Annotated in this window: 8 protein-coding genes and 1 pseudogene; 8 read left to right on the top strand and 1 reads right to left on the bottom strand. The window is 58.0% G+C overall.

The window, feature by feature from the left end:
• Window positions 1-68: 68 nt before the first annotated feature.
• Both J2X66_RS06565 and J2X66_RS06560 read left to right on the top strand, forming a co-directional pair.
• A complete protein-coding gene (locus J2X66_RS06565) occupies window positions 69-398 on the top strand; it encodes a type II toxin-antitoxin system RelE/ParE family toxin (protein WP_310262365.1) in 330 nt (109 codons plus the stop codon).
• Between the two features lie 128 nt (window positions 399-526).
• Window positions 527-811, top strand: a complete 285-nt coding sequence (locus J2X66_RS06560) for an XRE family transcriptional regulator (RefSeq protein WP_310262363.1) — start codon at window positions 527-529, stop codon at window positions 809-811.
• Window positions 812-1,180: 369 nt separating this feature from the next.
• On the opposite strand, the gene J2X66_RS06555 is transcribed toward J2X66_RS06560, so the two are convergent.
• Complete coding sequence (locus J2X66_RS06555; protein ID WP_310262360.1) at window positions 1,181-1,360, bottom strand: hypothetical protein; 180 nt, start codon at window positions 1,358-1,360, stop codon at window positions 1,181-1,183.
• Window positions 1,361-1,601: 241 nt separating this feature from the next.
• Here J2X66_RS06555 and J2X66_RS06550 point away from each other — a divergent pair, with 241 nt between their 5' ends.
• From J2X66_RS06550 to J2X66_RS06525, 6 genes and pseudogenes are all read left to right on the top strand, one after another.
• Entirely contained in the window at window positions 1,602-1,892 is a 291-nt protein-coding gene (locus J2X66_RS06550) for a hypothetical protein (RefSeq protein WP_310262357.1), read from the top strand.
• Window positions 1,893-2,055: 163 nt separating this feature from the next.
• Window positions 2,056-3,428 (top strand): annotated as a pseudogene (locus J2X66_RS06545) (transposase).
• 1,126 nt (window positions 3,429-4,554) lie between these two features.
• Window positions 4,555-6,288, top strand: coding sequence for a ShlB/FhaC/HecB family hemolysin secretion/activation protein (locus tag J2X66_RS06540; RefSeq protein WP_310262354.1), 1,734 nt, complete (start codon window positions 4,555-4,557; stop codon window positions 6,286-6,288).
• Window positions 6,289-6,365: 77 nt separating this feature from the next.
• Window positions 6,366-6,806 carry a DUF4810 domain-containing protein gene (locus J2X66_RS06535; protein ID WP_310262351.1) on the top strand — a complete coding sequence of 147 codons (441 nt, stop codon included), beginning with the start codon at window positions 6,366-6,368 and terminating at the stop codon, window positions 6,804-6,806.
• Window positions 6,807-6,872: 66 nt separating this feature from the next.
• Window positions 6,873-15,878 carry a hemagglutinin repeat-containing protein gene (locus tag J2X66_RS06530; protein ID WP_310262349.1) on the top strand — a complete coding sequence of 3,002 codons (9,006 nt, stop codon included), beginning with the start codon at window positions 6,873-6,875 and terminating at the stop codon, window positions 15,876-15,878.
• Window positions 15,859-16,119, top strand: coding sequence for a hypothetical protein (locus tag J2X66_RS06525; RefSeq protein ID WP_310262346.1), 261 nt, complete (start codon window positions 15,859-15,861; stop codon window positions 16,117-16,119). The genes J2X66_RS06530 and J2X66_RS06525 overlap by 20 nt, the downstream gene beginning before the upstream one ends.
• Window positions 16,120-16,577: the final 458 nt, after the last annotated feature.

Raw genomic sequence — 16,577 nt, 5'->3', positions numbered from 1 at the left:
ACTCAACTGGAGAAAGACCATGAACGTGATTGTTTTTAACGATCGATTGAATCGACGATGGGGTGTACATGAACGGGCAAGCAGAGAAGAGAATCGAATGGGTTGGTAGTAGTTTGGAGGACCTCCGGGACTTCCCAAAGGTTGCAGTGACGCGAGCAGGCTACCAGTTGCAAGGTCTGCAAGAAGGCGATGAGCCTGACGACTGGAAGCCGATGAAGTCTGTCGGACCGGGTGTACAGGAAATCCGGATTGCATGTGAGGAAGGGGCTTTTCGCGTGTTTTATGTGGTGAATCGACCGGAAGCAATTTACGTATTGCATGCCTTTCGAAAAACTACTGAAAAGACGGAAAAGCGCGACATTGACCTGGCGAAAGCCAGGTACAAGTCGCTGGGTTGATCTAGGCCGGGGCAGCTCCCCTTCATCTTTAGGTGAAGGGGTAAACTGCTTCCTATAGCACCACTCGAAGTTCCGAATAGCCAATGGTCTAACCTAAGTAGTAAATGTTCCTCGTGAGGGAAAAATGTATGGCAAACGAACGCGCTACCAGTGTCTGGGATGCGTTGGTTGACACGCCAGAAGAAGCAGAAAACCTGCGTGTCCGATCCCAGTTGATGCGAGCTATTACCCGGGTTGTGAAGGCTTGGGATGTATCGCAAACCGAAGCAGCCAGCCGGCTGCATGTGACACAACCACGGCTCAACGATCTGCTGAAAGGGAAAATTGATAAATTTTCTTTGGATGCCCTGGTAAATATGTTGGCAGGTGCAAACCTTGAGCTGGAAGTCAGCATCCACAGCAAGGCCGCCTGATTCTGGGTGATGGTGTCAATCAAACAAAAAGGGCGATTTCATGACTGGGACCGCCCTTTTTTGTTGCCGTTGAAACCTTGGTAGCCAGTGCCTTTTGGTTCAACTGATAATTGGTTCTAGCTGTGCACTAAGGTAAAGGCCTTTGCTCCGCTCTCTGCGAAGGCTATGGCATCCACCGGACTCGGTGCCGGTCTAGGGACGTGGGTGTGACTGGCCTACTGGGTACTCATAGTTTGCATCAGGTCGCACAGGATCTGATTGAATCGGATTTCACTCGCGTGCTTGGTGGCCCGCCCAGACAGAGAACGCCCCATAGTTGCCTATCGCGGAGGAAAACTAACGCCCCCCATAGCAGTCATCATCTCATCCTCAAGTGGTGTAAATAAGCAAGGCTATGAAAGCCATGAAAGGAGTGAATAGCACCAGCCCGCCGAAGGCGATTGCCCAGCCCCAGGCAAAACCACTCTCTCCCTTGAAACGGCCGCCACTCAACAAGCCCAGCACATAAACGCCAATGCGATGAGCTACCAAATCTAAAATGAAGTCCATTTGATACTCGTGTCTCGTTGTCGGTTTTCCTAGGCTCGTCTGAACGACCGCCTCTGGCCGATTTCTGCCCTGGGCCCCAGGCTGCAATCGGATGTCAATACATTCGGGGGGCGACAGGGGTGGCCGGATTGGCAGGGAACACCAATGGCGTCTAAAAATCATAATACTGACGCCTCGCCTCGCCTCGCCTCGCGCTACGCTCTATTCGTATCTGGCCCAACTTGAATAGGGAAGCGCCCATATGCTGCGTGTAAACGAATTATCCCCCTTAGACTCGCTCGACCCACTCTCTGTAGATTTGCCGACGGAGTCGCTGCAATGCGCTTGGGAGACGTCGCTGGAAAACATCATTCAGGCCCGCACGGAATTGGCCATTCTAGAGCACGTTTCAATCGCCCGGGGTTTTGCATGGGGTGTCTATGCGGGTGCGCTTGTTGACCATACGGATTTCACTTCGATGGGCGCGAAAATCATCTTGGCTCACCAAGAGGCCTTAGATAAACGCAGGAACAACATCATCGAGAGCGGTTGACTGTAGATCAGTAGAATCTATGCATGGTTGTGAATGAGAAGTGAATCATCCCCGATATTCTAAGCCATCCTATGACTGCTTTTGGCCGATTCTGTTGAAAAAGTAGCTCCCCTGACTGGCCGGCGGCAAAATCTCTTCATTGGCCGGAGGGGGATCACACAGCATGATGGGACAGTTATCGAGTGGGCAGGAGCGACTGTTTTACTCGTTCAACCTTGAAGTTCACATTCCAGCCAATCACCTTCTGCGCAGCATTGATCGGTGTCTTGATCTGAGCGACCTGCGCCATTACCTCGCCGATTTCTATAGCCCGATTGGGCGTCCGTCGATTGATCCTGAACTGATGATCCGCATGCTGATCGTCGGCTACTGCTATGGCATCCGCTCCGAACGGCGGTTGTGCGAAGAGGCCCATTTGAACCTGGCCTATCGCTGGTTCTGCCGGTTGAGCCTTGAAGATGAAGTCCCCAACCACTCAACCTTTTCGAAAAATCGACACGGCCGTTTCCGGGACAGTGATCTGTTTCGCTGGTTGTTCAATGAGGTGCTGCGTCGCTGCATGGACGCAGGCCTGGTCAAAGGCGAAGGATTTGCCGTGGACGCCAGCATCATCAAAGCGGATGCGAGTCGCCAGCGCGGCGTACCGGGTGATGAACAGGTCAACTGGAGCGATCCATCTCTGAGCACCCGCGCCGTGCGTGAGTACCTTGAGGCACTCGATGAAGAGGCTCTGGCCGAAACGCTACCGAAGCGCCTGTCGCTGACTGATCCTCAGGCCCGCTGGACCGCTGCTACAGGAGGCCCAGCTTTCTACGCTTACTCCACGAATTATCTGATCGATACCGAGCACGGCGTGATCATGGATGTGGAACCCACACCGGCTCATCGAACCGCAGAAGTCGAGAGCACCAAGACGATGATCGATCGGGTCGAAGCGCAGTCGACATCAAGCCGGAGCGCCTCATTGGCGACACCGCTTACGGTACCGCGCCGATGCTGGCCTGGATAGTGGAGGAAAAAGACATCGAACCGCATGTGCCGGTATGGGACAAAACCGAGCGCAAGAACGACAGTTTTTCGAGCAACGATTTTCACTGGAATGAAGAGGCAGAGGAATACCGCTGCCAGGCCGGCAACCCATTGCGCAGCGAATGGCGAGCCTTCAAGAATGAGCGTTCACGCGTCACCAAAGCCAACACCATCATCTTCCGATCCCGGCAGACCGATTGCGCTACGTGTCCGATGAAAGCCAAGTGCTGCCCGAATACAGCGTTCCGCAAGATCGCTCGCAGCGTCCATGGAGCCGCTCGCGATGTGGCTCGGCGCATTGCAGCAACGCCGGCATATCAGCGCTCTCGCCACGAGCGTAAAAAGGTCGAAATGTTGTTTGCCCACCTCAAGCGCATCCTGAAATTGGATCGTCTGCGGCTACGTGGCATGAGTGGCGCGACGGATGAATTCACGCTGGCCGCTGCGGTGCAGAATCTGCGACGGCTGGCCAAATTTTCATCTCAAGGGCCACCAGTCACGGGATAGGGGCGCCTGCATCAAGCAAAAAACCTCAAATTAACCCAATAACAGAGCAGCAAAGGTCACCGAAGGGCCGAAAAACCACTCAATATGGTGAGTAGGTTCTCCAGTGGTGGTCGTGCCTGAGTTCAGGCGATCTGAAAATCCGACTTTTTCAACAGAATCGGCCAATAGCGGACGTTAGATCACGACAGGAATCGGCATGAGCGACCATCCTTATAGAAAAGAGGCGATCCGTGAATTGTCAGACACCGCATACGCTTGCGACTGGAGCCGTTGGCATAGCCTGGAAAGCAACGCTAAGAACTCACCGTTGGCTGATTCAGACCAGTCACTGCCATATCTGAGAGTCAGCTGTATGGAAGTCACTGGGTCTCCGCTCAGCGCTGACTCAACGAAGTAACAATCACCCGCGACAAATGCACCTTGAGTACCTCTTGGAAATACTAAATCCACAGAAGTGCTGACAGAGGCTGGAGACCCAATACCCTCCACACTCTCTACGGCAGCCAAGTCGTTTATGCTCAGGTCTGTAGGTCTCAAAATAATAATGTCGAAGCTCATGCGACTCTCCGTTTCTCTAATTGCGCGAGGCACTCTATCAGTGACATGGCACTAAGCTTGAATCTTCGGTATTTGGCCATTAACCCAACCGTGAGAAAAAGGTGAGCGTAGGTAACCCTGTCGACCGTCCTCTTTCGGTCGGTGCCGTTCAGATGTCGCTGGCGCATCCGGTCACAAGATTGGCGCAATTGGGCGATCTTCTCATAGGTAGAACCTCTATCTTTATTTTGACGCCATCTGATGTAGATACTTTTTAAATTTCGCTAGTTGTCAAAAGTCATCTTTTGATCTCTTTTCACTGGCTGTTACGCGGACGGAGCCCGAAAATTATCTAGCTGTGGAGGTCTTGTCATGCCCGGCTGTTATCTGGTGCCGGTATTACTCAAACGAGCCGCGCTCGCGTAAGCGCGCGTTATGTTTGGGGGAAATCCCTGCGCGCTTTTCAGAAAAGTCCTACATCAATTTGTTTGGTTGGTCCCAATACTCGCCCTTTAAAGAGCCTCGGCTTAATCAATAACCGCGTGGTCTCACTCACTCATTTGGCTCAATCATGCTCGGCGTACATATCATGGATGGAGTTGGTCGGCGGGCAATTCACCTCGCGACAAGGGTGTTGTTGTGGACGTTACTGGTTAGGTTGAGTGGGCTGGATTTAGCCCAAGCTGCCCCCGAGTTGAATCCCGGTGCTCAGGATTTGATCCGCGAACGACAGGAGCGTTTGCTGGAGGAGCAGCAACGCCGACTCGAAGAACTCAAAACTCTGCCGGGTAAAGCGGCTCAGCCCACCCAGCCAACGGCTCCTGCAGACACGCGCTGTTTCCCGATCAAGGACATCGAACTCAAAGGCGCCGACAGGCTGTCCGCGAGCGAGCGCGAGCGTCTACTCAAGCCTTACATCGGCCAGTGCCTGGGTGTCACCCAGCTCAACGAATTGCTGAAGGTCATCACCGATCACTACCTCGATAAAGGCCTGATCACCAGCCGTGCGTACCTGCCGCAACAGGACCTGTCCACCGGGCACCTGCAAGTACTGGTGGTCGAGGGCAAACTCGAAGCATTGAAAGGCGCGGACGGCAGCCAACTCTCGGAGCGCGAACTGGCCATGGCCTTTCCCGGCAAAACCGGCGACCTAGTTAACCTGCGTCAAATCGAGCAGATGGTCGATCAACTGAACCGCCTGCCGTCGAATCAGGCGCAGATGGAGTTGGCCCCAGGCAAAGACGTCGGCAGCAGTGAAATCCTGGTCAAGAACACCCCACAAAAGCCTTGGCGCGTCGGGTTGTCACGCAGCAACGACGGGCAAAAAAGCACCGGCCAGCAGCAATGGGGCACGACCTTCGATTGGGACAGCCCGTTGGGCCTGGCCGATCAATTGCTGTTGCGTGGCGGCCATGATGCGGTGAGCGATCACCAGCACACTTCCCACAACGTTTTTTTGAATTACAACCTGCCGTGGGGCTGGTGGAATTTCAATTACAGCTACAGCCAGAGCGAGTACCGCTCGCTGGCTGAGGCCAACGGCTTTGATTTCAAACAAACCGGCGACAGCCAGACGCATGCGCTGCGCGCCGAGCGGGTGATCCATCGAGATGCGCTGAGCAAGACCTCGCTCAACGCCGGCGTGTCGACCTTGCGCAGCAACAACTTCATCGAAGACAGCAAGCTCGCCCTGAGCAGCAACCGCATCAGTGAAGCGCAGTTGGGCCTCAACCACGGCCGGCGCATCGGCAGTGCCTTCGTCAACTTCGACGTGGGGATGCAGGAGGGTATTGGCGCCTTTGATGCGCAAGCCAACCACGATCCCGGCCCCGGTGAACCGGACGCCCGCTACCGCAAGTACACCGCCACGGTGAGCTACCTGCAACCGTTCAAGCTGTGGGATGAGTCGTTCAGTTTCAGCAGCCTGATGACCGGCCAGCACAGCGACGACGTGTTGTTCAGTCCCCAGCGCACCAGCCTCGGCGGCCTGTCGTCGATTCGCGGTTACCAGGACCAGTCCTTGTCCGGCGACAGCGGGGGCTACTGGCGCAACGATCTGCGCTGGAGCCGCCCGGTGACGCTGGAATGGTTGCACCCGGTGTTCGCCGAATACGGCACCAGTCTGGGTTATGACCAAGGCGTAATCAGCCATGGTCACTACAACGGCGATCAACATGGCCGCCTGTCCAGCAATTCAGTGGAGCTGTTTGCGCGGGGGCAGCACCTGTCGGCCAGCGTGACCTTTGCTCACTCCCTGGAACGCCCCGAGGCGCTGACCGAGCGCGAAGCGCCAATCTATTTCAGCCTCAGCGCCTCCTTCTAAGTCGCTGAGGGTGGTCGGCGGTCGCGATTCCTGAAGCCATGCAACCCAATAAGAATGAGAGAGATAGGGCACTTCACATGATGGGCAATACATCGAAAACCTGGTGTCTCGCGTGGGTCGTGCTGCTGACGGGTATGACCCTGACCGGCTGCAAACAAAAACCGGAGCGCTCCCCCGAGGACAGTTATTACCCCCCTGCGCATCTGCAATACCAGGAGGACGCGACACAAGAGCAAATCGAGGCCCTGGAGGCGGACGTTGAGGACATCAAGGCGCAAGGCGGTGTGGTGCCGCCCGGTTATTACGCGCAGCTCGGCCTGTTGTATTTCAGCCTGGGTAAAACCGAGCAAATGCGCCAGCGGCTCAAGGCGGAACAGGACCCTTTTCCAGAGTCGACCGCTGAGATGAACGAGCTGATGAACAACGCCAAGGCGGTGGAGCACGCCGAGCGCGTCGATCTGCCCGGTCCGCCGGAGGCGCTGATTGAGCCCCCCGCACGGACCAATTTCATCCTTTAACGCTTTTCTTGGGTTCCTGCCCTTCCTCGCGGCCACGCGTGGCACCTTATTTTTTGAGAGATTCACATGGACGTTCGCCAGTTGACCTTGCCGGTATCCCAGCCCTCTGCCACAGCATTGCCGCGTGAGCAGTTCCTGGGCATGCCCAAACGGGGACTGGCGTTCCTGCTGGCGAACGTCATGTTCTGGCAGCCCATCTGGGCCCAGGCCGACGGTATTGCTGTCAGCGGACCGGGAACGTCCTTGGACCATGCCGGCAATGGCGTGCCCATCGTCAACATCGCCGCTCCGAATGCCAGCGGTCTGTCGCACAACCAGTTCCAGGACTACAACGTCGGCGTCAACGGGGTCATCCTCAACAACGCCACGCTGCGCGAGCAGTCGACGCAGCTCGGCGGTCTCATCCTCGGTAACCCGAACCTCCATGGCACCGCTGCGCAAATTATTCTGAACGAGGTGAATGGCGGGCGCCCAAGCCAGCTCAATGGCTATACGGAAGTCGCCGGGCAATCCGCCCGTGTCATCGTCGCCAACCCCTACGGCATTTCGTGCAACGGCTGCGGCTTCATCAACACCCCTCGGGTCACCCTGACCACCGGTAAGCCAGTATTGAACGGAGCCGGCGGCCTTGACCACTATCAGGTCGACGGCGGCAGCGTGTCGATTGACGGCGTCGGGATGAATGCCAACAACGTCGACAGTTTCGAAATCATCACCCGCTCGGCCAAAATCAACGCCAAGCTTCAGGCCAACAACCTGAGCATCATTACCGGGCGCAACGACGTCAACGCGCAGACCCTGAATGCCACCGCACGCGCCGACGACGGCAGCGCCAAACCGCAACTGGCTATCGACAGCTCGGCGCTGGGCGGCATGTACGCTGGCGCGATCAAACTGGTCGGTACCGAGGCCGGGGTCGGTGTCCGTTTGGCCGGCAATCTGGCGGCCAGCGCTGGGGACATTCAGATCAGTGCCAACGGCCAACTGAGTCTGGCGCAGACCGCTGCCACTGGCGCGATCAACGTCAACGCGGCCAGTCTGGAGACGCAAGGTCCGGTGTATGCCGGTACTTCGCTCAACGTGCAGACCCAAGGTGACCTGACCAACCAGCAAAGCCTCGCGGCGCGCGACAGCATCAACCTGAGCGCCGGCGGCCAGTTGACCAACAACGGCATCATCGAGGCCGGGGTCAATGCCGACAACAGCCGCAACAGTACCGGTGACGTCAACGTTGCCGCGCAGACGTTAACCAACAACGGTCACAGTGTGATCGCCAGCCGCCATCTGAGCGTCAGCGGCACGACCCTGAACAACGTTGCGGGCACCCTGCGCAGCCAGCAAAACCTTACGGTGCAACTGAGCGGCGGTCTGAACAACACGCAAGGCCTGCTCAGCAGCGAAGCCTTGCTCAGCGTCAGTGCCGCCAGTTTGGCCAACCGCTTGGGCAGCCTGTCCAGCGCCGGTCAATTGAGCATCGGCAGCAGTGGATGGATCGACAACCAGGGTGGGCAACTGGTCACCGACGCGGGCCTGAATCTGTACAGCACCAGCCTGGATAACAGCCAGGGCGGCAGCATCAGCGGTAAAGGTGCGGTCAGTGTCAGCACCGGCGCCTTCAACAACAACGCCGGCAGCCTGAGCAGCGGCAGCAACCTGTCGCTCAACGCCGGCCCCGTCACCAACCAGAACGGCCGCATTGCCAGTGCAGGGGCGTTGAGCGCCAGCGTCACCGGCCTCGACCAACAGGGCGGCAAGCTGTTCAGCACCACCAGCCTGACCCTGGACCTGAATCACGGCCAGCTCAACAACAGCAACGGCCTGATCACTGCGCCGATCCTGGTGCTGAACAACCTCAACGGTGTGGTCAACCAGGGCGGCGAAATCTCCAGCGCCCAGGCCTTTACCCTAGCGGCCAATAGTGTCGACAACAGCAACGGTCACCTGCTGAGCAACCAAACCCTGACCCTGCGCATCAACCAGGCATTGACCAACCTCAAAGGCCAGATCGCGGCCGCCGCACTCGACGTGCAGGCCGGCAGCCTGGATAACAGCGGCGGCACCCTGACCAGTCAGGACGCCCTCAACCTCAAGGTCGACGGCCTGCTCAGCAACCAGAACCTGGGGCGGATCACGGCAACTGGCTTGCTCAACATCAGCAGCGCTGGCCTGAACAACCAGAACGGCACCTTGTTCGGCAGCGCCATCGCTGTGGATTTCGGTACGGGCACCGGTGACCTGAACAACCAGGGTGGGTTTATCACCACCGACGGGCAACTGTCGATCGCTCACCTGCGTGACCTGAATAACCAGGGCGGTGAAATCTCCAGCGCTCAGAGCTTCACCCTCGCTGGCCGCACCTTGGATAACAGCGCGGGGGACCTGATCAGCAACGGTCAGCTCACCGTCGATGCCGACACCCTGATCAACCAGAACGGTTTGGTCTCGGGTTGGTACGGCCTTAAGGTCAACGCCGGCAGCCTCGACAACCGCAACACCGGCACGCTTTCCAGTCGTTACGGCGACGTAACGGTTGATGTCACTGGCGCCCTGCTCAACAGCGCCAACGGCGCCTTGGTCAGCCAGAAAGCCCTGACCGTCAACGCCGCCAGTCTCGACAACCGGGGCGGCATTCTGTCCAGCGGCACTGATCAGACCCTGAGCGTCAGCGGTGGTCTGGACAACGGCCAGAACGGCCTGATCGACAGCGGCGGCGCGTTGACCCTCAACACCATGGCCCTGACTAACGTCGGTGGGGTCATCAATGCCCAGCAAGCCCTTATCGTCAATGGTTCCTCGTTGGATAACAGTAGCGGCACGCTCGCTGGCAACGGCGCAGTCACCCTCACGCTGCTAAGCAGCCTGACCAACGCCCAAGGCAAGCTGGCCAGCGCCGGCCCGCTCTGGATTCAAACCAGTCAGATCAACAACCAGGGCGGGCAGATCGTCAGCCAGGGCCTGCTGACGCTGCTGACCGGCGGCCTCGATAACAGCCATGCCGGTACCCTCGCCGCCAGCGGGCCCTTGGTACTGACCGCCAGCGGCGCGGTGTTGAACAACGACGATGGCCTGATCTACAGCCAAGCGGCGGACGTACAATTGCGCGCCGCCAGCCTCAACAATGCCAGTGGCACGGTGCAAAGCCAGGGCGCCCTGGCGCTGACCCTCAGCGGTGATCTCGATAACCGGATGGGGCGCCTGATCGCGCAAAACCACGATCTGGTGCTCAGCGCGGGCATGCTCGACAACCGGGGCGGTGTTCTGTCCAGTTTGACCGGGGCGGTCACTGCCTGGCTGTCCGGCTGGCTGAACAACGGCCAGGGCGGCATGGTGCAGGGCCAATCTCTGGACCTGACCGCACAAGGTGGCATCGACAACACGGCCGGGCGACTCGCGGCGCAAACCGGCGACGCTGTGATTCACACCAGCAACCTGAACAACACTAACGGCGGCCTGTATGCCACCGGTGGGATCAATCTCACCGGCAGCAACCTAGACAACAACAACGGGCAGATTGCCGGTGATCAAATCGACCTGGCCCTGAGCGGCGCACTCAGTAACCGCCTGGGCATTGTCGAAAGTGGCAGCACCCTGAACGTGGCCGCCGCCAGCGTGGATAACCAGAGCGGCAAACTGCGTGCCTTGGGCACCAGCGGGCAAACCCGTTTCCAGATCGGCGGCCTGTTCGACAACCAGAACGGCACCCTGGAAAGCGCCAACACCGACCTGATCCTCGCCACCGGCAATTTTCTTAACGCCAACGGTACGCTGTTGCACGTCGGTACCGGCACCTTTGACATCGACAGTCGCCAAGCCCTAGCGGCGGGTGGCAGTCTGGTCACACGCGGGGCACTGAGCCTCAGCGGCAATGGCTTGAGCAACAGCAGCGTGATCCAGGCCGGGCGCCTGAGCCTCAACCTCACCAACTTCAATCAAACTGCCAGTGGTCAGTTGCTCGCTTCCGACAGTCTTGTCGGCAGCGGGTCCAACTGGAACAACGACGGGCTGATCGCCAGTGACGGCAGTATCAACCTGACCCTGGGCGGTGCTTATGCCGGCAACGGGCGCCTGAGTGCCTCGGGGGACCTGACCCTGAACAGCGATCAGGTGTCGTTGAGCAGTAGCGCCAGCATCGTCGGCGGCGGCACGACCCGCCTCAATGTCGCCGGCGCGCTGACCAACTACGGTCGCCTGACCTCCAGTGGCGACCTGATCGTCAATGCCGGCAGCGTCAGTAACTACGGCACCCTGGGCAGTTCGCAGAACCTGTATCTAAACACCCCGACGCTGCTCAATGAGCATGGGCTGATCTTTGCCGGTGGCGACCTAGTATTGGGGGTCAACACCTTTACCAACCATCTGGCCGATGTCTACGGTCTGGGCAACGTGCGCATTGGCGGGTATGGCGGCGCAGCGCGGGCGGCCAGCGTGTACAACATCGCCGGCAACCTGGAAAGCGTGGGTGACTTCAGCCTCAAGGCGGCGGTGTTCGAGAACCGCACCGACGGGGCCACAAACTCGGCTGGGCGCAAGCTGACCTCCGGATTTATCGCCAACATCTGCAATGACTGCCAAGGGGATGATTGGATCGTTACCCTGGCGGCGCATGAACTGTTTGAGAGCGACGACAGCGACACCAGTGCAGCGGCCACGTTGTCGGCGGGCAGGAACTTTGATTTCGAGGGTGGGACCTTCCTCAACAGCAAGAGCACGGTGAGTGCTGGCGGCGACATCACCATTGTGGCCGACAGCCTGCAAAACATCGGCTCTGTGGCCGGCACCATCGAGCGCATTCGTACCTACGAAATCAGCTTGAAAGACAACGCGATGAATGACTTCCTCGCCAACGTCATGACCCCGTACAACCAGCGCAACAATCCTGACTTTCCGCTGGTGTCCTATATCGATGGCACCGGGGCGATTCGCAAGGCCATCGCTTCGTCGTACCTCGGGCGCGAACCTGGGCACGACGGCGGCGCTTACTATTTCGTCAAACTGACCGACACCGAAACCGGCCTAGTGATCAATGATCGCTATGGCTGGGGTTTCCCGCTGTCGGGCTTGAGCTACGGTTTTGAAGGAAATATCACCTCTCAATACGACCCCAACAATTTGGTCGCTCTGCCCAGCCAGTTAACCAGCCTCGCGCCGATCACCGACATCGAAATCGCCACGGACAGCACGGGCGGTGCCAGCACCGGCACCATCCGTAACGCGGTGATTCAAGCCGGAGGCAAGGTCAACATCACGGCGAGGCAGGACCTGATCAACAGCGTGATTCACGAGGATTACGCGTTCAGCGGCAGTTCGAGCAAGGTCGAGGACACCCAGATCGGTGAGGGCCCACGCGTACAAGTGCGGATCAACGCTCAGCTGCCGGCGGACTTGGCCCAACAGCAGGTCAACCCGACGACGCTGCCGGGCTTTAGCCTGCCCACCGGGCAAAACGGCTTGTTCCGCTTGAGCGGACAAGACAGCTCCACCGGGAGCACTGGCCCTCAGAGCTGGACTCTGGGCGGTGCCAGCCTGTTGACCGGTCAGCACCAGAATGCCGGCACCAGCGTGGCCCGTGTTCAAGGTGTGCCCACCACTAGTGGCGGTTCTCATCCACAGAAATACCTGATCGAAACCAACCCGGCCCTGACCGACCTCAAACAGTTTATGAGCTCGGATTATTTGCTGGGCAAACTCGGTTATGACCCCGATGACAGCGCCCGACGTCTGGGGGATGGGCTCTACGAGCAACGTCTGATTCAACAGGCCATCGTCGCCCGTACAGGCCAACGTTTTATCGAAGGCATGACCTCCGATGAGGCGCAGTTCCGCTACCTGATGGACAACGCCATCGCCAGCAAGGATGCGCTGAGTTTGTCGGTCGGTATCGGCCTTACCGCCGAACAGATCGCGGCGCTGACCCACGACATCGTCTGGCTGGAAAGCGAAGTGATCGACGGCCAGACCGTGCTGGTGCCGGTGTTGTACCTGGCCAACGCCAATAACCGATTGGCGCCCAACGGCGCGCTGATTCAGGGCAGCGACGTCACCCTGATCGCCGGTAACGATCTGAATAACAGCGGCACCCTCAAAGCCACCGGCAACCTGTCGGCCGCTGCGGGCAACAACCTGGTCAACAGCGGCTTGGTGAATGCTGGTGGGCGACTCGACCTGTTGGCTGGCAACGACCTGACCAACAAGGCCGGCGGCATCATCGCCGGGCGTGACGTAAGCCTCGGCGCGATTGGCGGCGACATCATCAATGAACGCACCGTCACGTCCTATCAGAACAGCGGCAACGGTTTCAGCCTGCAACGGGATTTCGTTGACAACGCCGCACGCATTGAAGCGGCGAACGACCTGACGGTCAGCGCCGGGCGCGATGTCAACAACGTCGGCGGGGTGTTGCAAAGCGGGCGCGATCTCAGCATTGGGGCCGGACGCGACGTCAACATCACCACGGCCGCGCAGATCGCCAGCAACGACCGTGGCGTCAATCTCAACGACTCCAGCATCAAGCACTACGGTGCAGAGGTGACGGCAGGACAGGACCTGAGCATTCAGGCCGGGCGTGACCTGATCGTGATCGGCAGTCAACTCAATGCTGGCGGCAATGCCGCCCTCGATGCGGGGAATGACCTGACCATCGCCTCTTCGGCGGACGAGGAACACCGCTACAGCAAGACCAAGTCGGTCACGGAACAGGAAGATCACGTTCACCAGAATGGCAGCGGCGTGAAGGCCGGGGGCGATGTGACGCTCAAGGCCGGCAACGACCTGACGCTGATCTCCAGCGATGTCGAGGCCGGGGGCGAGGCCTACCTGTCTGCCGGAAATAAATTGGCACTGTTGGCCGCACAGGACAGCGACTATTCGCTGTACGACATGAAGAAAAAGGGCAGCTTCGGCAGCGAGAAAACCCAGCACGACGAAGTCACCGACATCAAAAACATCGGCAGCCTGATCAAGTCAGGGGGCAACCTGACATTGGTCAGCGGCGGCGACCAACGCTACCAGGGCGCTCGACTTGAAAGCGGCAAGGACATCACCCTCGACAGCGGCGGCAGCATCACCTTTGAAGCCGTCAAAGACGTGCATCAGGAGAGCCATACCAAAAGCGATAACGATGCGTTCTGGGTGTCCTCCGAAGGCAAGGGCAGTACCGACGAGACGTTGCGGCAAACTCAAATGGTGGCTGGCGGCAGCGTCACGATCAAAGCGGTTGAAGGGCTACACATCGATCTGAACCAGATCAATCAGAACACGGTGACTCAGTCTATCGATGCGATGGTCAAAGCCGACCCGCAACTGGCTTGGCTAAAAGACGCCGAAGCGCGGGGCGATGTTGATTGGCAGCTGGTCCAGGAAATTCACGACTCTTTCAAGTACGACACTTCAGGGCTGGGGCCAGCCTCACAGCTGATCATCGCCATCGTGATGGCGGCCATTGTCGGTCCAGCAGCGTTAGGGGCCTTGGGTACGGCAGGCGCGAGTGCTGCGTGGGCAGCGGCAGGCGCAGCGGTCGCCACTGCTGCGGCGACCAACGCTACCGTGAGTTTTATTAACAACGGTGGTGATATCGGCGCGGTGTTCAAGGACGTAACGTCCCGAGATGCGCTGAAGGGTTATGTCATTGCGGGGGTAACAGCAGGGTTTACCGCCGAGTATTTCAGTGAATGGACCGACACGAAGTGGGACCCGAACACAGGCAAAATCACCACTGACCTTGGTAGCCTTAAAGGCATCGGCCAATTTGCGGCGAACCAGGGCCTCCAAAACGCCTCTGCCACAGCGCTCAGCAAAATCCTTGGTCAAGGTGGCGACTTGGGCGACGCCTTGCGCACCACGTTGTTGAACACCCTGGCAGCTGCCAGCTTCAACGCAGTAGGCGATTACAGTCAAAACCTGTTTGCTGACGGTTCACTCGGTAAAATTGCAATCCACGCCATGGTGGGTGGCTTGTTGGCCAAGATTGCCGGGGGGGACTTTGCGACTGGCGCCTTGGCCGCTGGGGCCAACGAAGCATTGGTCGTTCAGCTCAATGCGCTGGTACAAGGCAACCCGAATCTGCTGTTGATGAGTTCGCAGATCGTTGGGGTACTGGCGGCGGCAACCCAGCACGACGTTACGGCGGACAGCCTGCAAAACGGTGCGTGGGTGGCGAACAATGCCACGCAATACAACTATCTGAATCACGATCAACTCGCGCAGGCGGCCAAGGAGCTGCGAGCTTGTAACGACGCAGCCTGTCGCGAAGAGCTGGTTGCCCGTTATAAGGACCTGAGTTTTGCTCAGGACTTGGAAGCCGCAGCAGCGTGTTCAGCCAGTCCGGCGAGCTGCGCTGCTTATTCCAAAGAAGTGGCCAATACCATGGCCAATCTGGACGATATTTACCAGATTCTCGGCGACGGCCCGAGCCATGAATGGGAGAGCTTGCGGCAATCCAATCTGGGCTTTCAGGACATGCTCGCGACCTTCACCGCCGGGCATACTTCGGCGTCAATCGCAGAGGCGATGCAGCAAAAATGGGGATTGTCGGACGAAGAAACCAGAGTTGTTGCTGAGAATCTGGTGCTGGTCGCAGCGGGTGGTTTCGCCGCGATTGCTGCGAAAAAGGCGCTGGCCGCTTTAAAAACAAAAAGTGATGCGACTGTAAAAAACGCAGTTGGTGCGTCAGGTGATCTTGCTTCAAGTAAGGTCAAGTGGGTCGATGAGAATGCTGGCATGAGTTCGCGTGCTCGTGATTACAATGATTCGGCCACGGGCGCTCGTTCAAATCCTGCAACCCAATCTGGCCAAGCTCCTGCACTAGAAAGAACGATGCCTGATGGATCAACGAGGTTGGTCAAGTTCGATGGTGTAGATGGCGACGTTTTAGTTGATCGTAAAATTTCGGTTGTGACAACGAGCAAGTCGAAAGACCAGGCGCTCAGGCAGTCTGACGTATTAAGTCAAAATGGGTTAACTGCACGCTGGGAAGTACCTACTCAAGCTCAGGCAGCCAGAGCTCAGAAAATGTTTGATGAGCTAGGAATTAAAAACATTTCAGTGAAGGTGATTCATGAACCAGGAAATCAATAAACAGGTTGTACGAGCTATTGTTGAGGTCGCTGTATTCCTTGAGTTTTCGGGGGAGGAGGCAATAAATCCGGATGCTGCCGTGCAGATGCTTGAGCAATTAGCTTCGACATTGCAAATGATGGACTCAAAAAATAAATCATCTTTGTGTTCGCTGTTTGAAAATATTGCAGTGGAATACTCCGGTGAACAGGCAGAGTTTGTGGAAAGTCTGGGCGATACGCTGGGATTGATCGAGGAGTAGTTTCCCCTCCGGTTGTACCGTGAGATAGATGTTCTGACACCGGCCTTGCGCCGGTGTTTTTTCATCTGACTTTTGATTTTCTGACGTTTATTTAGCTGCCTGCTTATTCCTTCCCTTTAGTCGCTGGTCCTGCCGCACGGGCAATGGCCCCGGCTACCTGGTGTTTCACAATCACCGCATCGAGCAGGCCCCGTACCCGTCAGCACTTCCATCAGGTGTCGCGCCACTGGCTGCCATCTGTACCGCCTGCAGGGCTCGACATTGTCATCTGGTCGGTACCGACTCAGTCCCGAACGCGGGACACCCAGGCAGAAAAGCAGGTGTACGCAGCCATTTCCAGCGAGCGCCAGGTGCGCGGCGAACTGTCCCCTGGTGTATCTGCGGATCATGCGCGAGCTGGGGGGGCGTGTCAGGGGGGCGTTCAATCCGGTTCCGGATACACAGCCGTTGCCTTGCCT

Source organism: Pseudomonas sp. 3296, from assembly GCF_031456615.1.
Classification (GTDB): Bacteria; Pseudomonadota; Gammaproteobacteria; order Pseudomonadales; family Pseudomonadaceae; genus Aquipseudomonas; species Aquipseudomonas mucoides.
The sequence above is the reverse complement of the archived record's forward strand: the minus strand, read 5'-3'. Positions and strand labels throughout refer to the sequence as shown.

Bases quoted from the DNA above. Each gene is read 5' to 3' on its own strand.
- J2X66_RS06565 (WP_310262365.1), top strand. From the start codon at position 69: ATGAACGGGCAAGCAGAGAAGAGAATCGAATGGGTTGGTAGTAGTTTG.
- J2X66_RS06560 (WP_310262363.1), top strand. From the start codon at position 527: ATGGCAAACGAACGCGCTACCAGTGTCTGGGATGCGTTGGTTGACACG.
- J2X66_RS06555 (WP_310262360.1), bottom strand. From the start codon at position 1,360: ATGGACTTCATTTTAGATTTGGTAGCTCATCGCATTGGCGTTTATGTG.
- J2X66_RS06550 (WP_310262357.1), top strand. From the start codon at position 1,602: ATGCTGCGTGTAAACGAATTATCCCCCTTAGACTCGCTCGACCCACTC.
- J2X66_RS06540 (WP_310262354.1), top strand. From the start codon at position 4,555: ATGGATGGAGTTGGTCGGCGGGCAATTCACCTCGCGACAAGGGTGTTG.
- J2X66_RS06535 (WP_310262351.1), top strand. From the start codon at position 6,366: ATGATGGGCAATACATCGAAAACCTGGTGTCTCGCGTGGGTCGTGCTG.
- J2X66_RS06530 (WP_310262349.1), top strand. From the start codon at position 6,873: ATGGACGTTCGCCAGTTGACCTTGCCGGTATCCCAGCCCTCTGCCACA.
- J2X66_RS06525 (WP_310262346.1), top strand. From the start codon at position 15,859: ATGAACCAGGAAATCAATAAACAGGTTGTACGAGCTATTGTTGAGGTC.